The 17,745-nt window shown below is 73.5% G+C and carries 13 protein-coding genes; 6 read left to right on the plus strand and 7 right to left on the minus strand.

Features of this window, described 5'->3' with window-relative positions; genetic code table 11:
* Positions 1–86: 86 nt before the first annotated feature.
* Complete coding sequence (locus QSK26_RS04435) at positions 87–1,658, minus strand: carotenoid oxygenase family protein (protein WP_285773660.1); 1,572 nt, start codon at positions 1,656–1,658, stop codon at positions 87–89.
* A gap of 84 nt (positions 1,659–1,742) precedes the next feature.
* Here QSK26_RS04435 and QSK26_RS04440 point away from each other — a divergent pair, with 84 nt between their 5' ends.
* Complete coding sequence (locus QSK26_RS04440; RefSeq protein ID WP_285773661.1) at positions 1,743–2,549, plus strand: TetR/AcrR family transcriptional regulator; 807 nt, start codon at positions 1,743–1,745, stop codon at positions 2,547–2,549.
* 196 nt (positions 2,550–2,745) lie between these two features.
* On the opposite strand, the gene QSK26_RS04445 is transcribed toward QSK26_RS04440, so the two are convergent.
* Positions 2,746–4,287, minus strand: a complete 1,542-nt coding sequence (locus QSK26_RS04445; RefSeq protein ID WP_502888677.1) for an acyl-CoA carboxylase subunit beta — start codon at positions 4,285–4,287, stop codon at positions 2,746–2,748.
* Positions 4,288–4,400: 113 nt separating this feature from the next.
* On the minus strand, positions 4,401–5,453 hold the full coding sequence (locus tag QSK26_RS04450) for an NAD-dependent epimerase/dehydratase family protein (RefSeq protein ID WP_285773663.1): 1,053 nt from the start codon (positions 5,451–5,453) through the stop codon (positions 4,401–4,403).
* Positions 5,454–5,938: 485 nt separating this feature from the next.
* On the opposite strand from QSK26_RS04450, the gene QSK26_RS04455 reads away from it, so the two are divergent.
* The 5 genes from QSK26_RS04455 (at position 5,939) to QSK26_RS04475 (ending at position 10,290) form a co-directional block, all read left to right on the plus strand.
* Positions 5,939–6,706 carry a beta/alpha barrel domain-containing protein gene (locus QSK26_RS04455; protein WP_285773664.1) on the plus strand — a complete coding sequence of 256 codons (768 nt, stop codon included), beginning with the start codon at positions 5,939–5,941 and terminating at the stop codon, positions 6,704–6,706.
* A 35-nt stretch (positions 6,707–6,741) separates the two neighbouring features.
* Positions 6,742–8,016, plus strand: a complete 1,275-nt coding sequence (locus QSK26_RS04460; RefSeq protein ID WP_285773665.1) for an MFS transporter — start codon at positions 6,742–6,744, stop codon at positions 8,014–8,016.
* Positions 7,997–9,394 carry a trehalose-6-phosphate synthase gene (locus tag QSK26_RS04465; RefSeq protein WP_285773666.1) on the plus strand — a complete coding sequence of 466 codons (1,398 nt, stop codon included), beginning with the start codon at positions 7,997–7,999 and terminating at the stop codon, positions 9,392–9,394. Before QSK26_RS04460 ends, QSK26_RS04465 begins: the two co-directional genes overlap by 20 nt.
* Before the next feature lie 70 nt (positions 9,395–9,464).
* Positions 9,465–9,743: a MoaD/ThiS family protein gene (locus tag QSK26_RS04470; protein ID WP_285773667.1), complete on the plus strand. Its 279-nt coding sequence runs from the start codon at positions 9,465–9,467 to the stop codon at positions 9,741–9,743.
* Positions 9,744–9,807: 64 nt separating this feature from the next.
* A complete protein-coding gene (locus QSK26_RS04475) occupies positions 9,808–10,290 on the plus strand; it encodes an SgcJ/EcaC family oxidoreductase (RefSeq protein ID WP_285773668.1) in 483 nt (160 codons plus the stop codon).
* Between the two features lie 128 nt (positions 10,291–10,418).
* Here the strand turns inward: QSK26_RS04475 and QSK26_RS04480 are convergent, their stop codons facing one another.
* The 4 genes from QSK26_RS04480 to QSK26_RS04495 form a co-directional block, all read right to left on the minus strand.
* Positions 10,419–12,002, minus strand: a complete 1,584-nt coding sequence (locus QSK26_RS04480) for an MFS transporter (protein WP_285773669.1) — start codon at positions 12,000–12,002, stop codon at positions 10,419–10,421.
* 132 nt (positions 12,003–12,134) lie between these two features.
* Positions 12,135–15,332: an AfsR/SARP family transcriptional regulator gene (locus QSK26_RS04485; RefSeq protein WP_285773670.1), complete on the minus strand. Its 3,198-nt coding sequence runs from the start codon at positions 15,330–15,332 to the stop codon at positions 12,135–12,137.
* A gap of 80 nt (positions 15,333–15,412) precedes the next feature.
* Positions 15,413–16,384, minus strand: coding sequence for an NAD-dependent epimerase/dehydratase family protein (locus tag QSK26_RS04490; RefSeq protein ID WP_285773671.1), 972 nt, complete (start codon positions 16,382–16,384; stop codon positions 15,413–15,415).
* Positions 16,385–16,386: 2 nt separating this feature from the next.
* Complete coding sequence (locus QSK26_RS04495; RefSeq protein ID WP_285773672.1) at positions 16,387–17,733, minus strand: nucleotide sugar dehydrogenase; 1,347 nt, start codon at positions 17,731–17,733, stop codon at positions 16,387–16,389.
* Positions 17,734–17,745: the final 12 nt, after the last annotated feature.

The raw sequence follows: 17,745 nt of genomic DNA on the forward strand, positions 1-17,745 counted from the left end.
GGCCGTATTCGTCGGCCACCGTCGCGGGAGCCGTCCCGTGGCCGGTCTGGCGGGCCGTGTCCGCCCGTGCCCGGGGGGGCCAGGTGTCAGCCGGGCACCACGCGGGGTCTGGGGGGACCGGCGTCCGGCTCGCTCGTACGGCGGTGCCGTGCCACGGGGAGCGTGTCGTCGGGCTGCACGCGGGTGGACTCCAGCCAGGTGGCCGGCCGATCGATCGGGAGCGGGGCCGGCAGCCGTACCACGGCCTGCGGGCCGACGTCGAGGCGGCGGGCGTCGTACACCCGAAGCTCGCACCGGGCGTGTCCGGCGTGCCAGGCGACGACCAGGATCCAGCCCGCCCCCTCCTCCGCGCAGCCGGGCTCGCCACCTGCGAGGGCGGGCGGCGGCACGCACCGCACGTCGGGCGCGAACACCGGCGGGCCCGTCCGCCAGCCCGGCTCCAGCCGGGATCCCTGCGCGTCGCCGGTGACGCGGTCATGGCGGACGACGGCGGCCCTGTCCCCCTCGCGCGTCACCCCGAACACGTAACGGTGCGCCCGGCCCTCCACCCGCGGGTCCACGACCCCCGCGACGACATCGGCCGCCCGACACGCCTCGCACATGCCCGCCGCCCGACACGCCTCGCACATGCCCGCCGCCCGACACGCCTCGCACACGTCCGCCGCCCGACACGCCTCGCACACGTCCGCCGCCCGACACGCCTCGCACACGTCCGCCGCCCGACACGCCTCGCACACGTCCGCCGCCCGACACGTCTCGCGCATGTCGGCTGACTGGGACGTCTCGCGCACGGTGCCGGTCGCCGGGTCGAGGCGCCATCGACGGAGCTGCGAGCGGCCGGCGTCGTGCGGCGACGAGGTCTCGTCGGTGGAAGGGCGCGTCACGGCGTCGAGCACGATCTCGTCGCCGTCGTCGTAGGCGTTCACGACGTCGAGGCCGGGGCACAGGCCCTCGGCGAGCCAGGACGGCTCCGTCCAGCCGGTCGGCGACCGGGGCAGGAGGCCGACCCGCGCGGGCCGGTCCGGCCGCAGGACGTAGGGCGACCGGACTCCGACGAGTGCGGCGGCCCGGGAGTAGACGACGGGCGAGTCGACGATCACGACATAGCGGCGGGTGAGTGCGACGGCGTGCCCGAGCGGTGCGCCGTCGAGCGGGAAGGGGTCGGCGTGCACCACTGTGCCGTCCGCCCCGGCGATCAGGTGCTCGGCGTGACCGAGGCCGGGATAGGTGGCGACGGTGTGCCACAAGGACGACCCCGCCTCCCGCACCGGACGAGCGAAGGCGACGACCCCCGGCCCGTCGTCGCCCTTCCGCGAGGCACCGAATCCCGAGCCGTCGTGGCCCCTTCGTGGGGTGGTGTGCCACAGGGTGGGGGCCAGGGCCGGGATCGGTCCCAGGGGGCGGCTGCGATGCACGGGTAGCCGGTCACGGCACAGGAGGGCCGCCCCCGCCTGGAACCGGATGCCGGAGAAGACGTGCGGCCCTCGCAGGACGGAGTCGCCCGGCCCTCCCGCCGCGGGATGCGGCCCGGCCTGGAGGAAGCACCCTTCCAGACCGGCGGGAAGCTCGCCCTCGACGGGAAGCGAGACGCCCTCGCCCGAAGGGTCTCCCGGCGCGACTGCCGTCTTCGGATCGAGACCGCGGGTCCTGGCGGCCATGGCGCGCCCCCTTTCGGGAGACCTCCGTTGCATAACGATGTTGTGCTAAGCGAAAAGATATCGGTGTTATGCAACACTGTCAATATGAGCCCACGCCAACTGGACCCGGGGATCCGCACGGCACTCATCGACATCGCCGCCCGCCTCCTCACCGAAGAGGGGCCGCAGGCGCTCACCACGCGCCGCATCGCCACCGAGGCGGGCAGTTCGACGATGGCCGTCTACACCTATTTCGGCTCGATGAGCGAGCTGGTGCGCGAGATGGTGAACGAGGGCTTCGCACGGCTCCAGCACCACCTCACACACGTCGAGCGCACCGACGACCCGGTCGCCGACATGGCCCTGCTGGGCCGGGCCTACCGGCACAACGCGCTGGCCAACCGCCGGCTCTACGCGGTGATGTTCGGCGGCTCGGCACCGGGCGGATTCTCCCTGACCGAGAACGACCGGCAGCACGGGCGCTACACGCTCGGCAACGTCGTCGAGTGCGCGGCGCGGTGCATCGAGGCGGGCCGGTTCCGCGCCACCGACGCGGAGATGGTGGCGCACCAGATGTGGACCGCGACCCACGGTCTCATCGCCCTCGAACTCGGCGGCTACCTGATCGAGCCGTACGACGCGGAGCGCTGCTTCGAGGCCCAGCTCGTGTCCCTCATGGTCGGCGCGGGCGACGAGCACGAGAGCGCCGAGGCGTCGGTGCGGGCCTCCAGGCGGCGCCTGGCGGACGAGGTGGCGTCGGCGCCGCCCGCGCTCGCGGAGAAGGCACCGGCGGAAAAGACGCCCGCGGAAAAAGCGACCGAGGAGAAGGCGCCCGCGGAGAAGGGACGGCTCAGGGGCGGGCGACGATCTTCCCGGCGGGCCTTCCGGGCGGACGGAACGGCCCAGAGGTGAAGGCGGGAGACCACGCCCCCGGACCGCCGCTCACGCCGACGCGACGGTCCGCAGCCGTGGCACCGCCGCTCACGACGACGCGGGGGGTCGTGGCACCGCCGCTCACGCCCAACGCGGCGGTCCGCGGCCGTGGCACCGCCGCCCGAGGGACGGGGGCGGGCGCCTCACGCCGGCCGGTCTCGGTGGGCGTGGAGTCTCACAACGGGACGTTGCCGTGCTTGCGCTGCGGCGGCGACGTGCGCTTCTGGCGCAGCATCGCCAGCCCGCGCGCGACCGCGGACCGGGTCTGCGCCGGATCGATGACGTCGTCCACGAGTCCCCGCTCGGCCGCGTAGTAGGGGTGCATGAGCTGCCCGGCGTACTCGGCGGTCAGCTCGGCCCGCAGTTCCCCGGGGTCCGCGGCGACGGCCAGTTCCCTGCGGAACAGCACGTTCACCGCGCCCTCCGCGCCCATCACCGCGATCTCGTTCGTCGGCCACGCCAACGACAGGTCACAGCCGATGGAGCGGGAGTCCATGACGATGTACGCCCCGCCGTACGCCTTCCGGATGATCACCTGCACCCGGGGCACCGTGGCCTCGCAGTACGCGTACAGCAGCTTGGCGCCGTGCCGGATGATCCCGGCGTGCTCCTGGTCGGTGCCCGGCAGGAATCCCGGCACGTCGACCAGTGTCACCAGGGGTATCCCGAACGCATCGCAGAACCGGACGAACCGGGCGGCCTTCTGTGCCGCGTCCACGTCGAGCACCCCGGCGAGCACCATCGGCTGGTTGCCCACGACGCCCACCACCTCGCCGTCGATCCGTCCCAGCGCGCAGATCACGTTCCGCGCCCAGTTCTCGTGCGTCTCGATGAACTCCCCGTCGTCCACCAGCTCGCCGACCACCAGGCGCATGTCGTACGGCTTGTTCGACTCGACGGGCACGATCTCGGCCAGCCGCGGCCGCTCGTCGGTCACCGCGCCGGTCGGCGCCGCGGCCGGGGCCGGTTCCAGGTTGTTGCCCGGCAGCAGCGAGACGAGGTAGCGGACCTCCTCCAGGCACGTCTCCTCGTCGTCGTACACGAACGTGGCCACCCCCGTACGCCCCCCGTGCACGTCCGCGCCGCCCAGCTCGGCATGGGTGACCCGGACGCCGCTGACCGCCTCGACCACGTCCGGACCGGTCAGGTACATCTGCGCGGTGTCGCGCACCATGAACGTGAAGTCGGTCAGCGCCGGAGAGTACGCCGCCCCTCCGGCGCAGGGTCCCAGCACCACGCTGATCTGCGGGATCACCCCGGATGCCCGGACGTTGCGGTGGAAGATCCCGCCGTAGCCGTTGAGGGCCATCACGCCTTCCTGGATCCGCGCGCCCCCGCTGTCGTTCAGGCCGATGAGGGGGGCTCCGTTCTCCAGCGCCAGGTCCATCACTTTGTGGATCTTCGCGGCGTGCGCCTGGCCGAGCGACCCTCCGAAGACCGTGAAGTCCTGGGCGTACACGAACACGCGGCGGTCGTGGATGGTGCCCGACCCCGCCACCACGCCGTCGGTGTGCGGGCGGTTCTCGCCGATCTTCAGCCCGTGCGCCTGGTGCCGCCGGTGCATCTCGATCTCGATGAACGACCCCTCGTCCAGGAGCAGTTCGAGCCGTTCCCGCGCGGTCCGCTTGCCCAGCCCGTGCTGCCGCTCGACGGCCTCCTTCCGGCCCGCGACCACCTGCGCGCGCAGCCGGTCGTTCTTCTCCCGCAACTGCCGCATCGACGGCACCGGCGCGGCGGGCTGGTCGTGCAGCGGTCTCCGCCCGGTCTCGGCAGGCCCTCGCCCGTTCGGGCGCGGCACCGGGACCGGCACGAAATCGATCTCCGGAGCACTCACCGCCTCTCCTTTCGCAGTTCAAGCCGTTCCTCGGGGACCGGCGGAGGGTGTCCGGCCAGGCCCGCCTGCCGGGCCGACAGGTGGCCGCTCTCGCGCAACCAGCGCACGGTGTCCCCAAAGGTCTGGGCGATCGGGCGTGGTCCGGGGGCGGCGGCGACCCGCAGATCGCGGACGCAGGTGTAGACGGCGCCGTACTCGGCCGGGATGTGCCAGGGCCAGGCCCGCTGCACGAGGTCCGTGAGCAGTCCGACCGGCAGCATGGCGCGGGCGGGGAGGAACACGGCGGGCAGCCGGCGACCGGTGACCTGGCGGAGGGTCGCCACGTACTCCCGGGTGGACAGGTACAGCCCGGGGGTGAAGTGCCGCGCCGGCCCGCCTCCCGGGGTGCCGAGCAGCTCCGCGTGCGTCGCCGCCGCGTCCCGCACGTCGCCCACCGGGAACCCGCCGAGCGGCCACATGGGCATCAGGCCGCGCAGCGCGTTGCGCAGCCGGGTGGTCTGGTCACCGAGCCGCGGATCGTGCGGGCCGAGCAGGGCGGGCGGGTAGGTGATCACCACGGGCGCCCCCTCCGCCTGGTGTCGGCGCGCGATCCGTTCGGCCGCCGCCTTGGTCGCCATATAGCTCTCGCGCGGCCGGCCGGCCGGAGACTCCACCCGCACCTCCCGGCCCTCGCCCGGTTCCAGCACGCCGAACGTCGAGACGTGCACGATCGGCCCCGCCCCCTCCCGGCGCGCCGCGGCGAGCACGACCTCCGTCCCCAGCTCGTTGACCCGCCGCATCTCGGAGCGCCGCCTGCTGTCGAACGAGTACACCGAAGCGGCGTGCAGCACCGCGTCGGCGCCGCGGATCGCCCGCACGGCGCGCCCCTCGTCCGTGACGTCACCGACGACCACGTCGACGGCGCCGGGATCGACGCCCAGCGCGCCCAGCGCGCGCCCGGCCCGCTGCTCGTCGCGTGCCAGCAGGCGGACCCGGTGTCCCCGGCGCACCAACGCGGCGACCGAGTGGGCGCCCACGAAGCCGGTGCCACCGGTCACGCTCACCAACATCGAACCATCTCCATTCGGCCATTCGGCGCTCCATTCGGCGCGCCCGCGGGCCCGGAACTCTGAGCACGGTCGGTCTCCGTCACGAGCCTGCATCACCGGAGATCGCGATGTCTTCTCCGAACGGGCCCTTTTCCACGGATCGGGTTCCACCCGCCGGGAAGCGCAACCGGTTATAGGGCCGCGGCGATATCCGGTGATCCCTTCGAGCCGAAATCACACTGCCCGGGAATCGCGTACGGAAAAGGGTTCGGCCACCCCAACGGACATACCGCAATCTGGAAGATGCACCGACCCTATATCGGCGACAAATATGCACACGCGAGTCAACAATCACGGCACCCGGGAAAGAGTTCCCGTCGAAACGGAGCGGCACCACGCCAACCACCCGCCAACCACCCGCCCCCATCCCGCCCCCGGTCCCTGCCGGCGCTGACCGCGAACCGCCAAGACCGCCCCGACCGATCCCCAGACAAGGAGCACAGGGCATGACCCAGATCGTGGACGTACGGGAGGCCGTGGACGAACCGTGGCTCACCTTGGGTGATCTGCACTTCCGCTCGCGCCTCCTGGTGGGCATCGAGCAGTACGAGGACCCGACGCTGGTCAGGCAGGTCCTGGAGGCCAGCGGTTCGGATGTGTTCATCACGACGATGGACCCCGACAACAGCCGGTCGAGCCTGCTCCTCACCGACTTCGCCGACGAGTTGCCGGAGACCGACTACCGGTGGATCGGCACCACCTCCTTCGCCCGTACGGCGCAGAGCGCGCTGAAGACGGCACGCGCCCTGCGCGACCTGTACGGCATCAACGTGATGAAGCTCGACGTGCGGTCCGCCGGGAACCGCCCGGACAACGCGGCGACGATCGAGGTCGCCGAGACGCTGCGCGCCGAGGGGATGGAGATCCTGCCGTTCATCCTGCCCGACGTGGACGACGCCAGGGCGCTGGAGAGCCTGGGCTGCGCGGCCCTGCGGATCATGGCGGCGCCGGTGGCCTCCGGGCGCGGCATCCCCGAGCCGGACCGGCTGCGGGAGGTGATCGAGCACACCGGTCTCCCGGTCATCGTCGAGGGCGGCCTCGGCACGGCCGGACACGTCACCCTCGCCATGGAACTGGGCGCGGCGGGCGTCCTGGTCAACACCGCGCTGGTGCGGGCGGACAAGCCGCTGCTGCTGGCCCGCGCCATGAGGTACGCCGTCCAGGCCGGGCTGCTGGCCTACCGGTCCGGCTTCATGGCCGGGGACCTCTCCTGAGGGCGGGCCGCGCGAGCGGTACGGCCGCGGGGGCCGTGGCCGGCGCGGACCGGCACGGCGACCGGTCCCAGCGCGGCGTCCTGGCGTCGCTGGCCGCGGCGACGGCGATCGGCAGCACCGGTCTCGCCGCCGGGGGTACCGCCGGGGTCCTGCTCGGCGCCGACCTGGCGGGCACCAGCGCGGCGGCGGGCCTCCCCGTCGCGCTGGCCGTCGCGGGCTCGGCGGGCGGCGCGCTGCTCATCGCGCGGCACACCGTCCGCGGTCACCGCGGACGCGGCCTGACGCTCGGCTACCTGCTGGGCGCGCTCGGGGCGATCGTGGTCATCGTGGCCGCCGCCGCGCGGAGCGTGCCGCTGCTGCTGATCGGCAGCACGGTGCTCGGCACGGCCAACGCCTCGGTGTTCATGACCCGCTACGCGGCGCTGGAGGCCGGTGGCGAGGCGGCCCGCGGCCGGGCGCTGGGGACCGTGTTCGCCGCGACCGCGGTCGGCGCCGTGCTCAGCCCGACGCTGCTCGGCCCGAGCGGCGCCCTGGCGCAGGCGGCCGGGCTGCCGCGGCTCAGCGGGCTCTACGTGGTCGCCGTGGTCGCGTTCGGCGGCGCGGCGCTGGTGCTCGCCGCCGCGTCGAACCCGCGCGTCCCGCTGCTCGGCGGCGGCGCGAGCGTGCTCGCCAGGGGCGGCGCCGCCCGTCCGGTGCCGGGCGCGATGGTCCTGGACGCGCTGCGCGGCCTCCGCATGCGGGTCGCCGTCCTCGCGCTCGCCCTGACCAACCTCGTCATGGTCGCGACGATGACGGTCGCCCCCGCCCACCTGCACGGACACGGGCAGGGGCTGGACGTGATCGGCTGGCTGATCGCCTTCCACGTCGTGGGCATGTTCGGGCCTTCGCCGCTGTCCGGCCTGCTGGCGGACCGGTTCGGCCCGATCCCCGTGGTGCTGCTCGGCTGCTCGCTGCTGCTGGCGGCCGGTCTCACCGGTTTCCTCGTCCAGGAGTACGGCACCGCGGCGATGGCCGTCCACCTCGGCGTTCTCGGCGTCGGCTGGAACTGCGGCGTCGTGGGCGGCAGCGCGCTGCTCGCCCAGGCGTCACCGGGCGCGCTGCGACCGCACGCCGAGGGCGTCGGGGAGGTGACGATGGGGCTCGCCGCGACCGTGGCCGCCCCGGTCGCCGGCGTCATCGCCGCCACGGGTGACTACGGGGTGTACTCCCTCGCCGGCGTCGCGGTCGCGGCGGGCGCGCTGCTCCTTCTTTCCTTCCTTGGGCTCAAGTCGACGAATCGAGGTCGGTCGAGTGAAACTCCTCACCTGTAGCAACAGCTGTCCCCGATGGGACGGCGGGGACCTGCGGCCACGCTCACCGGGCGGCCTGGCGCCGATGCTCGTCTCCCTGCTCAAGGAGAACAGCGGGCACTGGATCTTCACCGCGCCGCCGGACGTCCAGACGTCCGGCCCGGTCCGCCTGGACGGCGACGTCTGGCTGCACCCGGTGGACCTCGCCGAGGACGTCCGCCGCCAGCACTACGACACGGTCTCCATCCGGCTGTTCCTCGGCCTGCTGCACTACATGCACGACACCTCGGTGGAACCGGTCTTCGACGACGAGATGCTGGAGGCGTGGGCGGCCTACGAGGCGGTCAACCAGGCGTACGCCAAGCGGCTGGGCGAGCTGGCCGAGAACTCCGCGGACGAGCTGATCCTGATCAACGACCCCCATCTCATGCTCGTGCCGTCCTTCGTCGCCGCCGGGATCCGGCCGCGCCGCAGCCGCCTCACGTATTTCCTCGGCACTCCCTGGTGCGAGCCGGACTACTTCTGCGTCCTGCCCGGATGGATGCGGACCCGGATCCTGGAGAGCCTGCTGGAGTGCGACGTCGTCGGGTTCCACGCGGACCGGTGGGCGGACGCGTTCGTGCGGTGTTGCGAGCGGTTCCTGCCGGGCGCCCGGGCCGAGGGGCGGACGGTGGTCCACGGCGGGCGGGCGACCAGGGTGGTGGCGTCGCCGTTCCCGGTCGACGTGGACGTGCTGGAGCGGATGCGCGACGAGCCCGCCACCCGGCGGTGGGAGGCGCGGCTGGCGGAGATGGCCCAGGGCCGCCGGATCATGGTGCGCGCCGACCGGCTCGACCTGTGGAAGAACCTGCCCCGCGGGTTCGCCGCCTACGAGGCGCTGCTCCGGCGGCGCCCCGAACTGGCGGAGGAGTGCTGGTTCGCCGCCGTGGTGACGACGCCGAGCCGGGCGGCGGGCCGGCAGGTGACCTACCAGGAGCTCACCGAGTCCGTGGTGGACCGGATCAACCGGCGGTTCGGCCGGCCGGGCCGGGACGCGGCCACGCTCGTCTATCCCGGCACCGGCGGCGACTCGCGGAACGCCGTGGTGGCGGCGCTCGGCATGAGCGACGCCGCGCTCGTCAACTCGACCTACGACGGCCTGAACCTCTTCGCCAAGGAGGCGGCGTTCCTGCTGGGCGATCACGCGTCGCTCCTCGTGTCGGTGAACGCCGGGGTGTACGACCAGCTGAAGCCGTACTCGATCGGCGTGGAGCCGTTCGAGCTCGGCCAGACCAGCGCGGCGATGGAGTCGGCGCTGAACGGCACGCGCGCCGCGGACGCCGCCGGGGCGGCGGGACGCCGGGCGCTGCTCCGCGGGGAGAGCCCGGCCCGCTGGCTGTCGGCGGTGTTCCCGGACTGAGCCACCGGCCCCGGCCGGATGCCGGGAAACCGGGCGAAAAGCCTTACCAGAAGGAGAGGAGACCGTTCCCATGCCCATCCAGGTGGACATCCCGACGCCGCTGCGCGGTTACACCGAGGGACGGCGATCGGTGCAGGCCGACGGCGCCGACCTGGTGGAACTGCTCGCCGACCTCGATCGCCGGTACCCGGGGTTCCGCGCCCGGCTGGTCACCGACGACGGGAAGCTCCGGCGGTTCGTCAACGTCTACATCAACGACGACGACGTCCGTGCCGGGCGGCAACTCGACGCCCGGCTCACCGACGGGGACAGGGTGACCTTCCTCGCCGCCATGGCCGGAGGCGCCTGACCGCGCCCGCCCGGCCGCCTGATCCGCGTCCGAGAAACTTCGAGCACCGACAGGGGTACCGACCATGCCCACGACCACCTCGCCCTGGGGGAAGGCACCGGACATCCTCGCCGCCGCAGGCATCGACGACGATCCGTCCTTCTACGGCGACTTCACCGGCGAAGCCGAAAGGGCCGCCCTCACCGTTCCGCTGCTGGTGAAGGCGGCGTGGGCGGCCAACGACGCCGACGCCTTCGCCGAGATCTTCACCGAGAACGGCAGCGAGCTCATCGGCGACGACCAGATCAACGGCCGCGAGCAGATCCGGTCGTACATGACCGAGGGCTTCGCGGGTGTCTTCAGAGGCTCCCAGGTCATCGGATGGCCGCTGCACGTGGCCTTCCTCGACGACGAGGTGGCCCTCCTGGTCACCGGGGGCGGGGTCCTGATGGCCGGGGACACCGCCCTCGCCCCGGAACGCGAGCTGCGTTCCACCTGGGTGATCGTCAAGGAGGCCGCCGGCAGGCTGCGGCTCGTCTCCCACCAGAGCAGCCCGATCAGGGGCTGACCCAGGCCGGTCGCCCCTGCCGGCCGTACCCGCCGGCGGGGACCCGGAACGCCGGAGCGCAGGGCGGCGCCCAGCCGCCCCGCGCTCCTCCTCTTCCTCCGGCCGACCGCACAACGGCCACCTGGACCTCAGCCTTCGGAAGCGGCCACGGGGGTGGCGGCCTCGGCGTCCTGCTCGGACTCCGCGCCGGGGCGCACGTCCTTGAGCAGGGCCACGGCGAGGACCGCCAGAAGTGCCATGGTGACCGCGCAGACGACGCCGACGACGTTGAGCCCGCCGGTGAAGGCGGCGCGGGCGGATTCGAGCACCGTGCCCGCGAGGTCGGCGGGGAGCCGCTGCGCCTCGGCCGTCACCGCCACGAGGGCGTCGCGCGCCGCCTCGGCCACCCCGGGCGGCGTGGCCGCCGGGAGGGTGTCGGCGATCTGGCCCCGGTAGACCGCGGCCAGGACGCTGCCCAGAACGGCGATCCCGAGTGCCACGCTGAGCTCGCCGCTCGTCTCCGACAGCGAGGAGGCCGAGCCCGCCTTCTCCGGCGGGGCGGATCCCACGATCAGGTCGGTGCTCAGCACCGCGCCGGGCGCGAAGCCGAAGTAGGCGAGGCACATGCCGATCACCGTGACCGTGAGGCCGCCGGTGGCCTGCACCTGGGTCAGCAGCAGGTAGCCGATCGCGGACAGCACCAGGCCGCCCGCGACGAGGTAGGCCGGGCGCACCTGCTGCGCCAGGGCGGGAGCCAGCATGGAGCCCACGATCATCGCCAGGGTGTGCGGAAGCATCCACAGGCCCGCGGTCATGGCCGGCATCCCCTCGACGAGCTGGAGATACTGGGCGAAGAGCATCGCGATCCCGCCGATGGTGATCCCGCCCAGCAGCACGACGGTGAACGCGGCCCGGAAGTTGCGGTTGCGGAAGAGTCGCACGTCCACCAGCGGATCGGACAGCCTGCGCTGCCGGGCGACGAACGCCACGCCGACCAGCAGCCCGATCGCCAGGGCGGCGACGGGCACCACGGCGAGCCCGCCCTGGGCGAGCTCCTTGAGCCCGTAGACGATCGGCAGGATGGTGGCCAGGGACATCCCGACGCTGACCAGGTCCAGCCTGCCCGCCTCCGGGGCGCGGTATTCCGGCAGCAGGATGGGGGCGGTCACCAGCAGCAGCACCATCACCGGGACGCCGAGCAGGAACACCGAGCCCCACCAGAAGAACTCCAGGAGCACCCCGCCGACCAGGGGCCCGATGGCGGTGCCGCCCAGGAAGCAGCTCAACCAGGCGCCGATCGCGACCGCCCGCTGTTTGGGGTCCTTGAACATGTTGCTGATCAGCGCCAGCGTCGAGGGCATGAGGGTGGCGCCCGCGACGCCGAGCAGCGCGCGGGTGACGACGAGCGTCTCCGCGGTGGGCGAGTAGGCGGCCAGCACGGAGGTGACGCCGAACGCGCACGCCCCGATCATCAGCAGTTTGCGGCGGCCGACCCGGTCGCCCACGGTGCCCATCGTGACCAGGAAACCGGCGATCATGAAGCCGTAGATGTCGGCGATCCAGAGTTGCTGGGTGCTGCTCGCCCCGAGGTCCGCGCTGAGCTGCGGCAGCGCGAGGTACAGCACGCTGAGGTCGAGGGCCAGGAGCAGGGTGGGCAGGGCGAGTACGGCCAGTCCCGTCCACTCCCGGCGGCCGGCGCGCGGGCCGGCCTCGGCGAGGTTGCTCGAATCCATGGGAAAGGTCCTTCTGCGGTCGTGACTGCGTTCACCGTCGCCTCCACTGTGCCCGCGCTCGCTTACGGTGCGTTTTCGCTCCACTTACGCAGGGCACCCGGCGCGGTCGCGACGCCGTAAGACGCCGGAGGTTCAGAGACCGAGATCCTCCAGCGAGGACCCGGAGCCGCTGCCGAACTCCGCGGCGAACGCCGCCTCGTCCAGCGCCTCGCGGGCGGTGGCCGCGATCCGGTCCACGTCGCTGCGTTCGGCGTCCGGCAACGGCGCCCCGGACGACTCCCGGAGGGCTGCCGCCGCGCCCAGCAGCCGGACGGCCTCGCCCGGACGGCCGGCCAGGGCCTCGGCCCCGGCCAGTCCTTCCAGGGCCAGCGCCACGCCGCGGGGATCCTGCATGCTCCGCGCGACGGCCAGGCCCTCCAGGTGCAGCGACCGGGCGGTGCCGGCTTCGCCGCGCTGCTCGGCGGCGAAGCCGAGCTCGGACAGGATCAGCGCGGTCACCGCGCCCGCCTCGATGTTCATCCGGCGGTTCCAGTCCAGCACGCCGCGCAGGTGCTTCTCCGCGAGGTCGAAGTCGCCCTCCCTGCGCGCGACGAGCCCGAGACCGATCGCCGCGTAGATCTCACCCGACTTGTAACTGTGCTCGACGGCCAGCCGGAAGGCGCGTTCGTGCAGCTCGCGCGCCTGGGTGTGGTCGCGGTTCAGCAGCGCGATCCGGCCCAGGCCCACCATCCGCTCGGCGACCTGGGTCCACAGGCCGAGCTCCTCGGCCATCCGCAGCCCCTCCCTGTGCAGCCGCGCGGCCCGCGCGTAGTCGCCGACGACCTCGGCCAGCGCGCTGAGCGCGAACGACGCCTGCGACTGTCCCCAGAGGTCGCCGAGCTCGTGGAACAGCTCGGCGCTGCGCCGGCCGTCGCGTTCGACGGCGGCGAGTTCGCCGCGGACCAGCGCGTGGTTGGCCTGGAGGCTCAGCGCCGCCGCCACTCCCCACCGGTCGCCGAGCTCGTGGAAGCCGGCCAGCGCCCGGCTGGCCAGCTCCTCACCGGCGGCCACGTCTCCGCTGCTGGACAGCGCGAAGCCGAGGAACCAGCACGCCCTGGCCCGGCCGCCGGGATCGTCCGCCTCCCGGTACAGCTCCAGCACCTCCAGGGCGCGCACGGCCCGGCCGGTGCCGCTGCCGGTCAGGAGCTCGATGCCCACCCGCCACGCCATGGCGTCGGCGCGCGGCGTGGCCTCCGCGTCACCGGCGCCGCCCAGGGCCTTCTCCAGGGACCGTCTGGCCTCGCCGAGCTGGCCGCGCAGGAACCAGTACCACGACAGCGCGTTGACCAGCCGCAGGGCGCGCTCCCCCGCCCGGCGGCGCAGCGCCTCGGCGAGGGCCTGCCGCATGTTGGCGGCCTCCAGGTCCAGGCGTTCCAGCCATTCGCGCTGGCCGGGACCGTGCAGGTGCGGGCGGGCGCGCTCGGCCAGGTCGGTGTAGTGGCGGCTGTGACGCTCCCTGACCCGTTCCTCCTCGCCGGCGTCGTGCAGGCGTTCCAGGAGATACTCCGCGACCGACCCCAGCAGCCGGTAACGGATGCCGCTCCCGGTGTCCACCGGGATGACCAGCGAGCGGTCCACGAGACGCGCCAGCAGGTCAAGCACCTCCTCGGCGCGCACGCCCGCTCCGGCGCAGACCTCCTCGGCGGCGTCCAGCGTGCAGCCCTCGCAGTGCACGGCCAGCCGGCGCAGCACCGTGCGCTCGGACTCGGTCAGCAGGTCCCAGCTCCAGTCGATCATCGCCCGTAGCGTCTGCTGCCGGGGCGGGCCGCCCCGGTGCCCGGTGGACAGCAGTCGGAACCGGTCGCTCAGGCGGGCGACCAGGCCCCGCACGCCCAGGGTGCGCACCCGGGTCGCCGCCAGTTCCAGCGCCAGCGGTATCCCGTCCAGCCGGTGGCACAGCTCGGCCACCTCCGCCTCGTTGTCCGGGCCAAGGGTGAAACCCGGCGCGGCGGCGGCTGCCCTGGCGGCGAAGAGCCGTACCGCGCTGGACGGCTCCAGCGGCGGCACCGGGTAGAGGTGTTCGCCGGGCAGGGCCAGCGGGTCCTGGCTGGTCACCAGGAGGCGCAGGCCCGGCGCGGTGCGCAGCAGCGCGCCGGCCAGTTCGGCGACGGGACCGACGACGTGTTCGCAGTTGTCCAGGATGAGCAGCATCCGGCGGGCGCCCAGGGCCTGCGCGAGCCGGTCGACGAGCGACATCGACTCCCCGGCGGGCATGCCCTGGGTGGCCTCCTCCCGGATGCCGAGCACCGCGAGGACCACCCCGGCCACCGAGTCGACCGGCTCCGCGATGCCCGGGCCCCCCACGGCGGCGAGCTCCACCAGCCGCACGCCGTCGGGCAGGCTCTCCGCGAGGCGCATGCCGAGCTCGACCGCCAGCCGCGTCTTGCCCACCCCGCCCGGTCCGGTGAGCGTCACCAGGCGACCGGCGCGCAGCAGCGCCGTCAGCTCCGCGAGGGCGTCGTCCCGGCCGACCAGCTCGGTGAGCTGCACGGGCAGGTTGGTCCGCCGCCCGTCCTCGCCCGCGCGGGGCAGGGCCGTGCCGAGCGCCGGATCCTGGCGCAGCATCGCCTGCTGCAACGCCGCCAGCCGCGGGCTGGGATCGAGCCCCAGCTCACCGGTCATGCGATGGCGCAGGTCGGAGTAGCTCTCCAGCGCCTCACCCTGCCGCCCCTCGCGGTAGAGGGCGCGCATGTGCGCCGCGCGGAGCCGTTCCCGGAGCGGGTGCTGCGCCACCAGCTCGGCCAGCTCGCCGACCAGCGAGCCGGACTCGCCCGACTCCAGGAGCGCCTCGGCGCGCTCCTCCACGGCGGCGAGCCGGTCCTCCTCCAGCCGCCCGGCCACCCGCCGCGCGAACGAGTCGTCGCCGAAGTCGGCGAACGCCGGTCCCCGCCACAGCTCCAGCGCGGCGGTCAGCAGCGCGGCGCGCTCGCGCGGGTCCGCCTCCGCCCGCGCCCGTTTCGTCAGCGCCGCGAACCGGTCGGCGTCCACCGCGCCGGCCCCGGCCCGCAACAGGTAACCGGGCGGGCGGGACATCACCAGGTCCCGGCCGCCCGGCTCGGCCTCTTCGAGCGCCCGCCGGAGCTGGGAGACCTTGACCTGGAGTGCCGCGGCGGGGTTGACCGGCCGCTGCTCCTCGTCCCACAGGTCGCCGACGAGCTGCTCCGACGAGACCGGCCTGCCTTCGCGAGCCAGCAGCGCGGCGAGCAGCGCGCGGACCTTCAGCCCGGGTATCGCGACGGGTTCGCCGGTGTCCGTCGTCACCACGAACGGCCCTAGCACACCGAAACGCATACGGTCACGATAACGGGACGGGGGTCGGCCGGGGCGCTATTGCGCCCCGGCCCGCCGGGCGGCGTGCCGCGCGGCCCCGTTCAGGCGGCGCCGCTGTCGGGCAGGGCGAGCCACCCGGGGTTCTCCCTGGCCCAGGCGACCGTCCGGGCGAGTCCGTCCCGCAGGGAGGTCTCGGGTTTCCAGCCGAGGACCGAGCGCGCCTTGGCGTTGTCCGGCACGCGCCGCGGCAGGTCCTCGTACGCGCCGCCGAACCGCTCCCCGGTCCGCACCGCGACGGCGGGCGAGGCGATCCCGGTGAGTTCGGCGATGAGGGCGACCACCTCGGCGACGGTGACCTCGTCCATGCTGCCGATGTTGAAGGACTCCCCCGTCGCCGCCGGTTCGGCCGCGGCCAGCAGGGTGCCCGCGACCGCGTCCTCGACGTAGGTGAGACACCGGGTCTGCCGTCCGCCGTCGTAGACCACCGGTGGCAGCCCGTTCAGCGCCCGGTGCACCGAACGGCTGACCATGTACGCGGGGCGCTGGCGGGGGCCGTAGGCGTTGAAGTAGCGGACAATCGTCGCGGCCAGGCCGTGCTGGCGGGCGAAGGCGAAGGTGAGGTGCTCGCCGAGCGCCTTGCTGGTGCCGTACGCCCAGCGGTCGGCGGAGGTGGCGCCGAGCAGCCGGTCGCCGTCCTCCCTCCATGGCACGGCGGGGTTCTTGCCGAAGACCTCGCTGGTGCTGGCCAGCACGACCTTGGCGTCCGCCCGGGTCGCCAGGTCCAGCACGTTCATCGTGCCGTTGAAGTTGATGTCGATGACGTCGAGCGGGCGGGAGAGGTACGCGTCCACGCCGACCACGGCGGCCAGGTGGTAGACGACGTCCACGCCGGGGATGATCGCGGCGGCGAGCCGGTCTCGGTCGCGGATGTCCCCCTCGACGTGGGCCGTCTGCCCGCGGGCGTCGCGCGGCACGGCGTCGAAGACCGTCACCTCGTCGCCCTGGGCGAGCAGGCGCTCGACCAGATGGCTGCCGATGAAACCGCGTCCGCCGGTGACCACTGCGCGTGACATGGTCACCGCCCGATTCCGCGGTAGAGGTAGCCCAGGGTCCGCAACTCGGCGATCTTCTCCTTGGAGTAGTAGGCGCGGCCGTCCAGGATCAGGCAGGAGGGGGCGACCGGCAGCGCGGCGAAGTCGATGTCCTGGAACTCCTTGTGCAGGGCGAGGACGGCCAGGCAGTCGGCGTCCCGGACCGCTTCGCGCAGGGAGCCGGCCGGCGCGATCCCGAACAGCTCCTCCGCCTGGGCGGCGTCCACCAGCGGGTCGAAGAGGCTCACCTGCGCGCCGGCCTTGGTCAGGGCCGCGACCGCCGCGCGCACCGGCGTCTCGCGCAGGTCGCCGGTGTCGTTCTTGAACGCCAGGCCGAGCACGGCGATCCTGGCGTCGTCCGGATCCTTGCCGAGCCTGACCAGTTCGTCGACGATCAGCCGGGCCGTGTGGTCCGGCATCCCGGCGTTGATCTCGCGGCCGATGGACGCGGTCGCGATCTCCAGTCCCTGTTCCCTGGCCGACCGCCACACCATCCAGGGGTCCTTGGTCAGGCAGGAGCCGCCGACCCCGACGCTGGGCAGCAGGATGTTGACGTGCCTGCCTCCCTTGGGGAGCGTGTTGGCCGCCGCGATCACGTCGAGCACGTCCACGCCGAACAGGTCGCAGTACTTCGCCAGCTCGTTCCCGAGCGCGATGTTGAGGTCGATCCACCAGTTGTCGGCGAGCTTGACCACCTCGGCGGCCTCCAGCGACTCCAGCGGGATGGTCTCCACCCCGAGCGCCCGGTGCCAGAACTCCCCGGCGCTCCGCGTGCTCTCCGCGTCCAGCCCGCCCACCACGATCGGGAACGCGCGCAGCTCGCTCAGGGCCGAGCCCTCGGCGAGACGCTCGGGGGTGAAGGCCAGCCCGAAGTCCGTCCCCCCGGCCAGGCCGCTCCGCTCCAGGAGGGGCAGCACCAGGTCCTTGCTGGTACCCGGGGGAACGGTGCACTTGAGGACCACGAGCTGGCCCGGGCGCAGCCACCGGTACAGCTCGGTGCACGCGCCGCGGAGCTGTTCGTCCGCCAGGGAGCCGTCCTCCGCGATCGGCGTGCCGACCGCGATCAGGATCACGTCGGCGGCCTGGACCGCCGCGTAGTCGGTGGTCACGCGAAGCGTGCCGGCCTGTATCCCGGCGAAGAGCAGCTCGGCCAGGCCCGGCTCCTGGAACCGGCAGCGACCGCCGGCCAGGTCCTCGACCAGCCGGGCGTCGATGTCCACCCCGGTGACGTCCAGGCCGCGACCGGCCAGCGTCGCCGCCAGGCACGAGCCGACATACCCCAGGCCGATGACCGCCACCTTCGGGGCTTCATTATCGGGCAGGAATGGCATTTTCACTCCATG

This window comes from Microtetraspora sp. NBRC 13810, assembly GCF_030268685.1.
In the GTDB taxonomy this organism is placed as follows: Bacteria; Actinomycetota; Actinomycetes; order Streptosporangiales; family Streptosporangiaceae; genus BSRQ01.

What these genes read in the sequence shown, in the direction of transcription:
- QSK26_RS04435 (WP_285773660.1), bottom strand. Translation starts at nt 1,658, where the DNA reads ATGGCCGCCAGGACCCGCGGTCTCGATCCGAAGACGGCAGTCGCGCCG.
- QSK26_RS04440 (WP_285773661.1), top strand. Translation starts at nt 1,743, where the DNA reads ATGAGCCCACGCCAACTGGACCCGGGGATCCGCACGGCACTCATCGAC.
- QSK26_RS04445 (WP_502888677.1), bottom strand. Translation starts at nt 4,287, where the DNA reads ATGCGGCAGTTGCGGGAGAAGAACGACCGGCTGCGCGCGCAGGTGGTC.
- QSK26_RS04450 (WP_285773663.1), bottom strand. Translation starts at nt 5,453, where the DNA reads ATGTTGGTGAGCGTGACCGGTGGCACCGGCTTCGTGGGCGCCCACTCG.
- QSK26_RS04455 (WP_285773664.1), top strand. Translation starts at nt 5,939, where the DNA reads ATGACCCAGATCGTGGACGTACGGGAGGCCGTGGACGAACCGTGGCTC.
- QSK26_RS04470 (WP_285773667.1), top strand. Translation starts at nt 9,465, where the DNA reads ATGCCCATCCAGGTGGACATCCCGACGCCGCTGCGCGGTTACACCGAG.
- QSK26_RS04475 (WP_285773668.1), top strand. Translation starts at nt 9,808, where the DNA reads ATGCCCACGACCACCTCGCCCTGGGGGAAGGCACCGGACATCCTCGCC.
- QSK26_RS04480 (WP_285773669.1), bottom strand. Translation starts at nt 12,002, where the DNA reads ATGGATTCGAGCAACCTCGCCGAGGCCGGCCCGCGCGCCGGCCGCCGG.
- QSK26_RS04485 (WP_285773670.1), bottom strand. Translation starts at nt 15,332, where the DNA reads ATGCGTTTCGGTGTGCTAGGGCCGTTCGTGGTGACGACGGACACCGGC.
- QSK26_RS04490 (WP_285773671.1), bottom strand. Translation starts at nt 16,384, where the DNA reads ATGTCACGCGCAGTGGTCACCGGCGGACGCGGTTTCATCGGCAGCCAT.
- QSK26_RS04495 (WP_285773672.1), bottom strand. Translation starts at nt 17,733, where the DNA reads ATGCCATTCCTGCCCGATAATGAAGCCCCGAAGGTGGCGGTCATCGGC.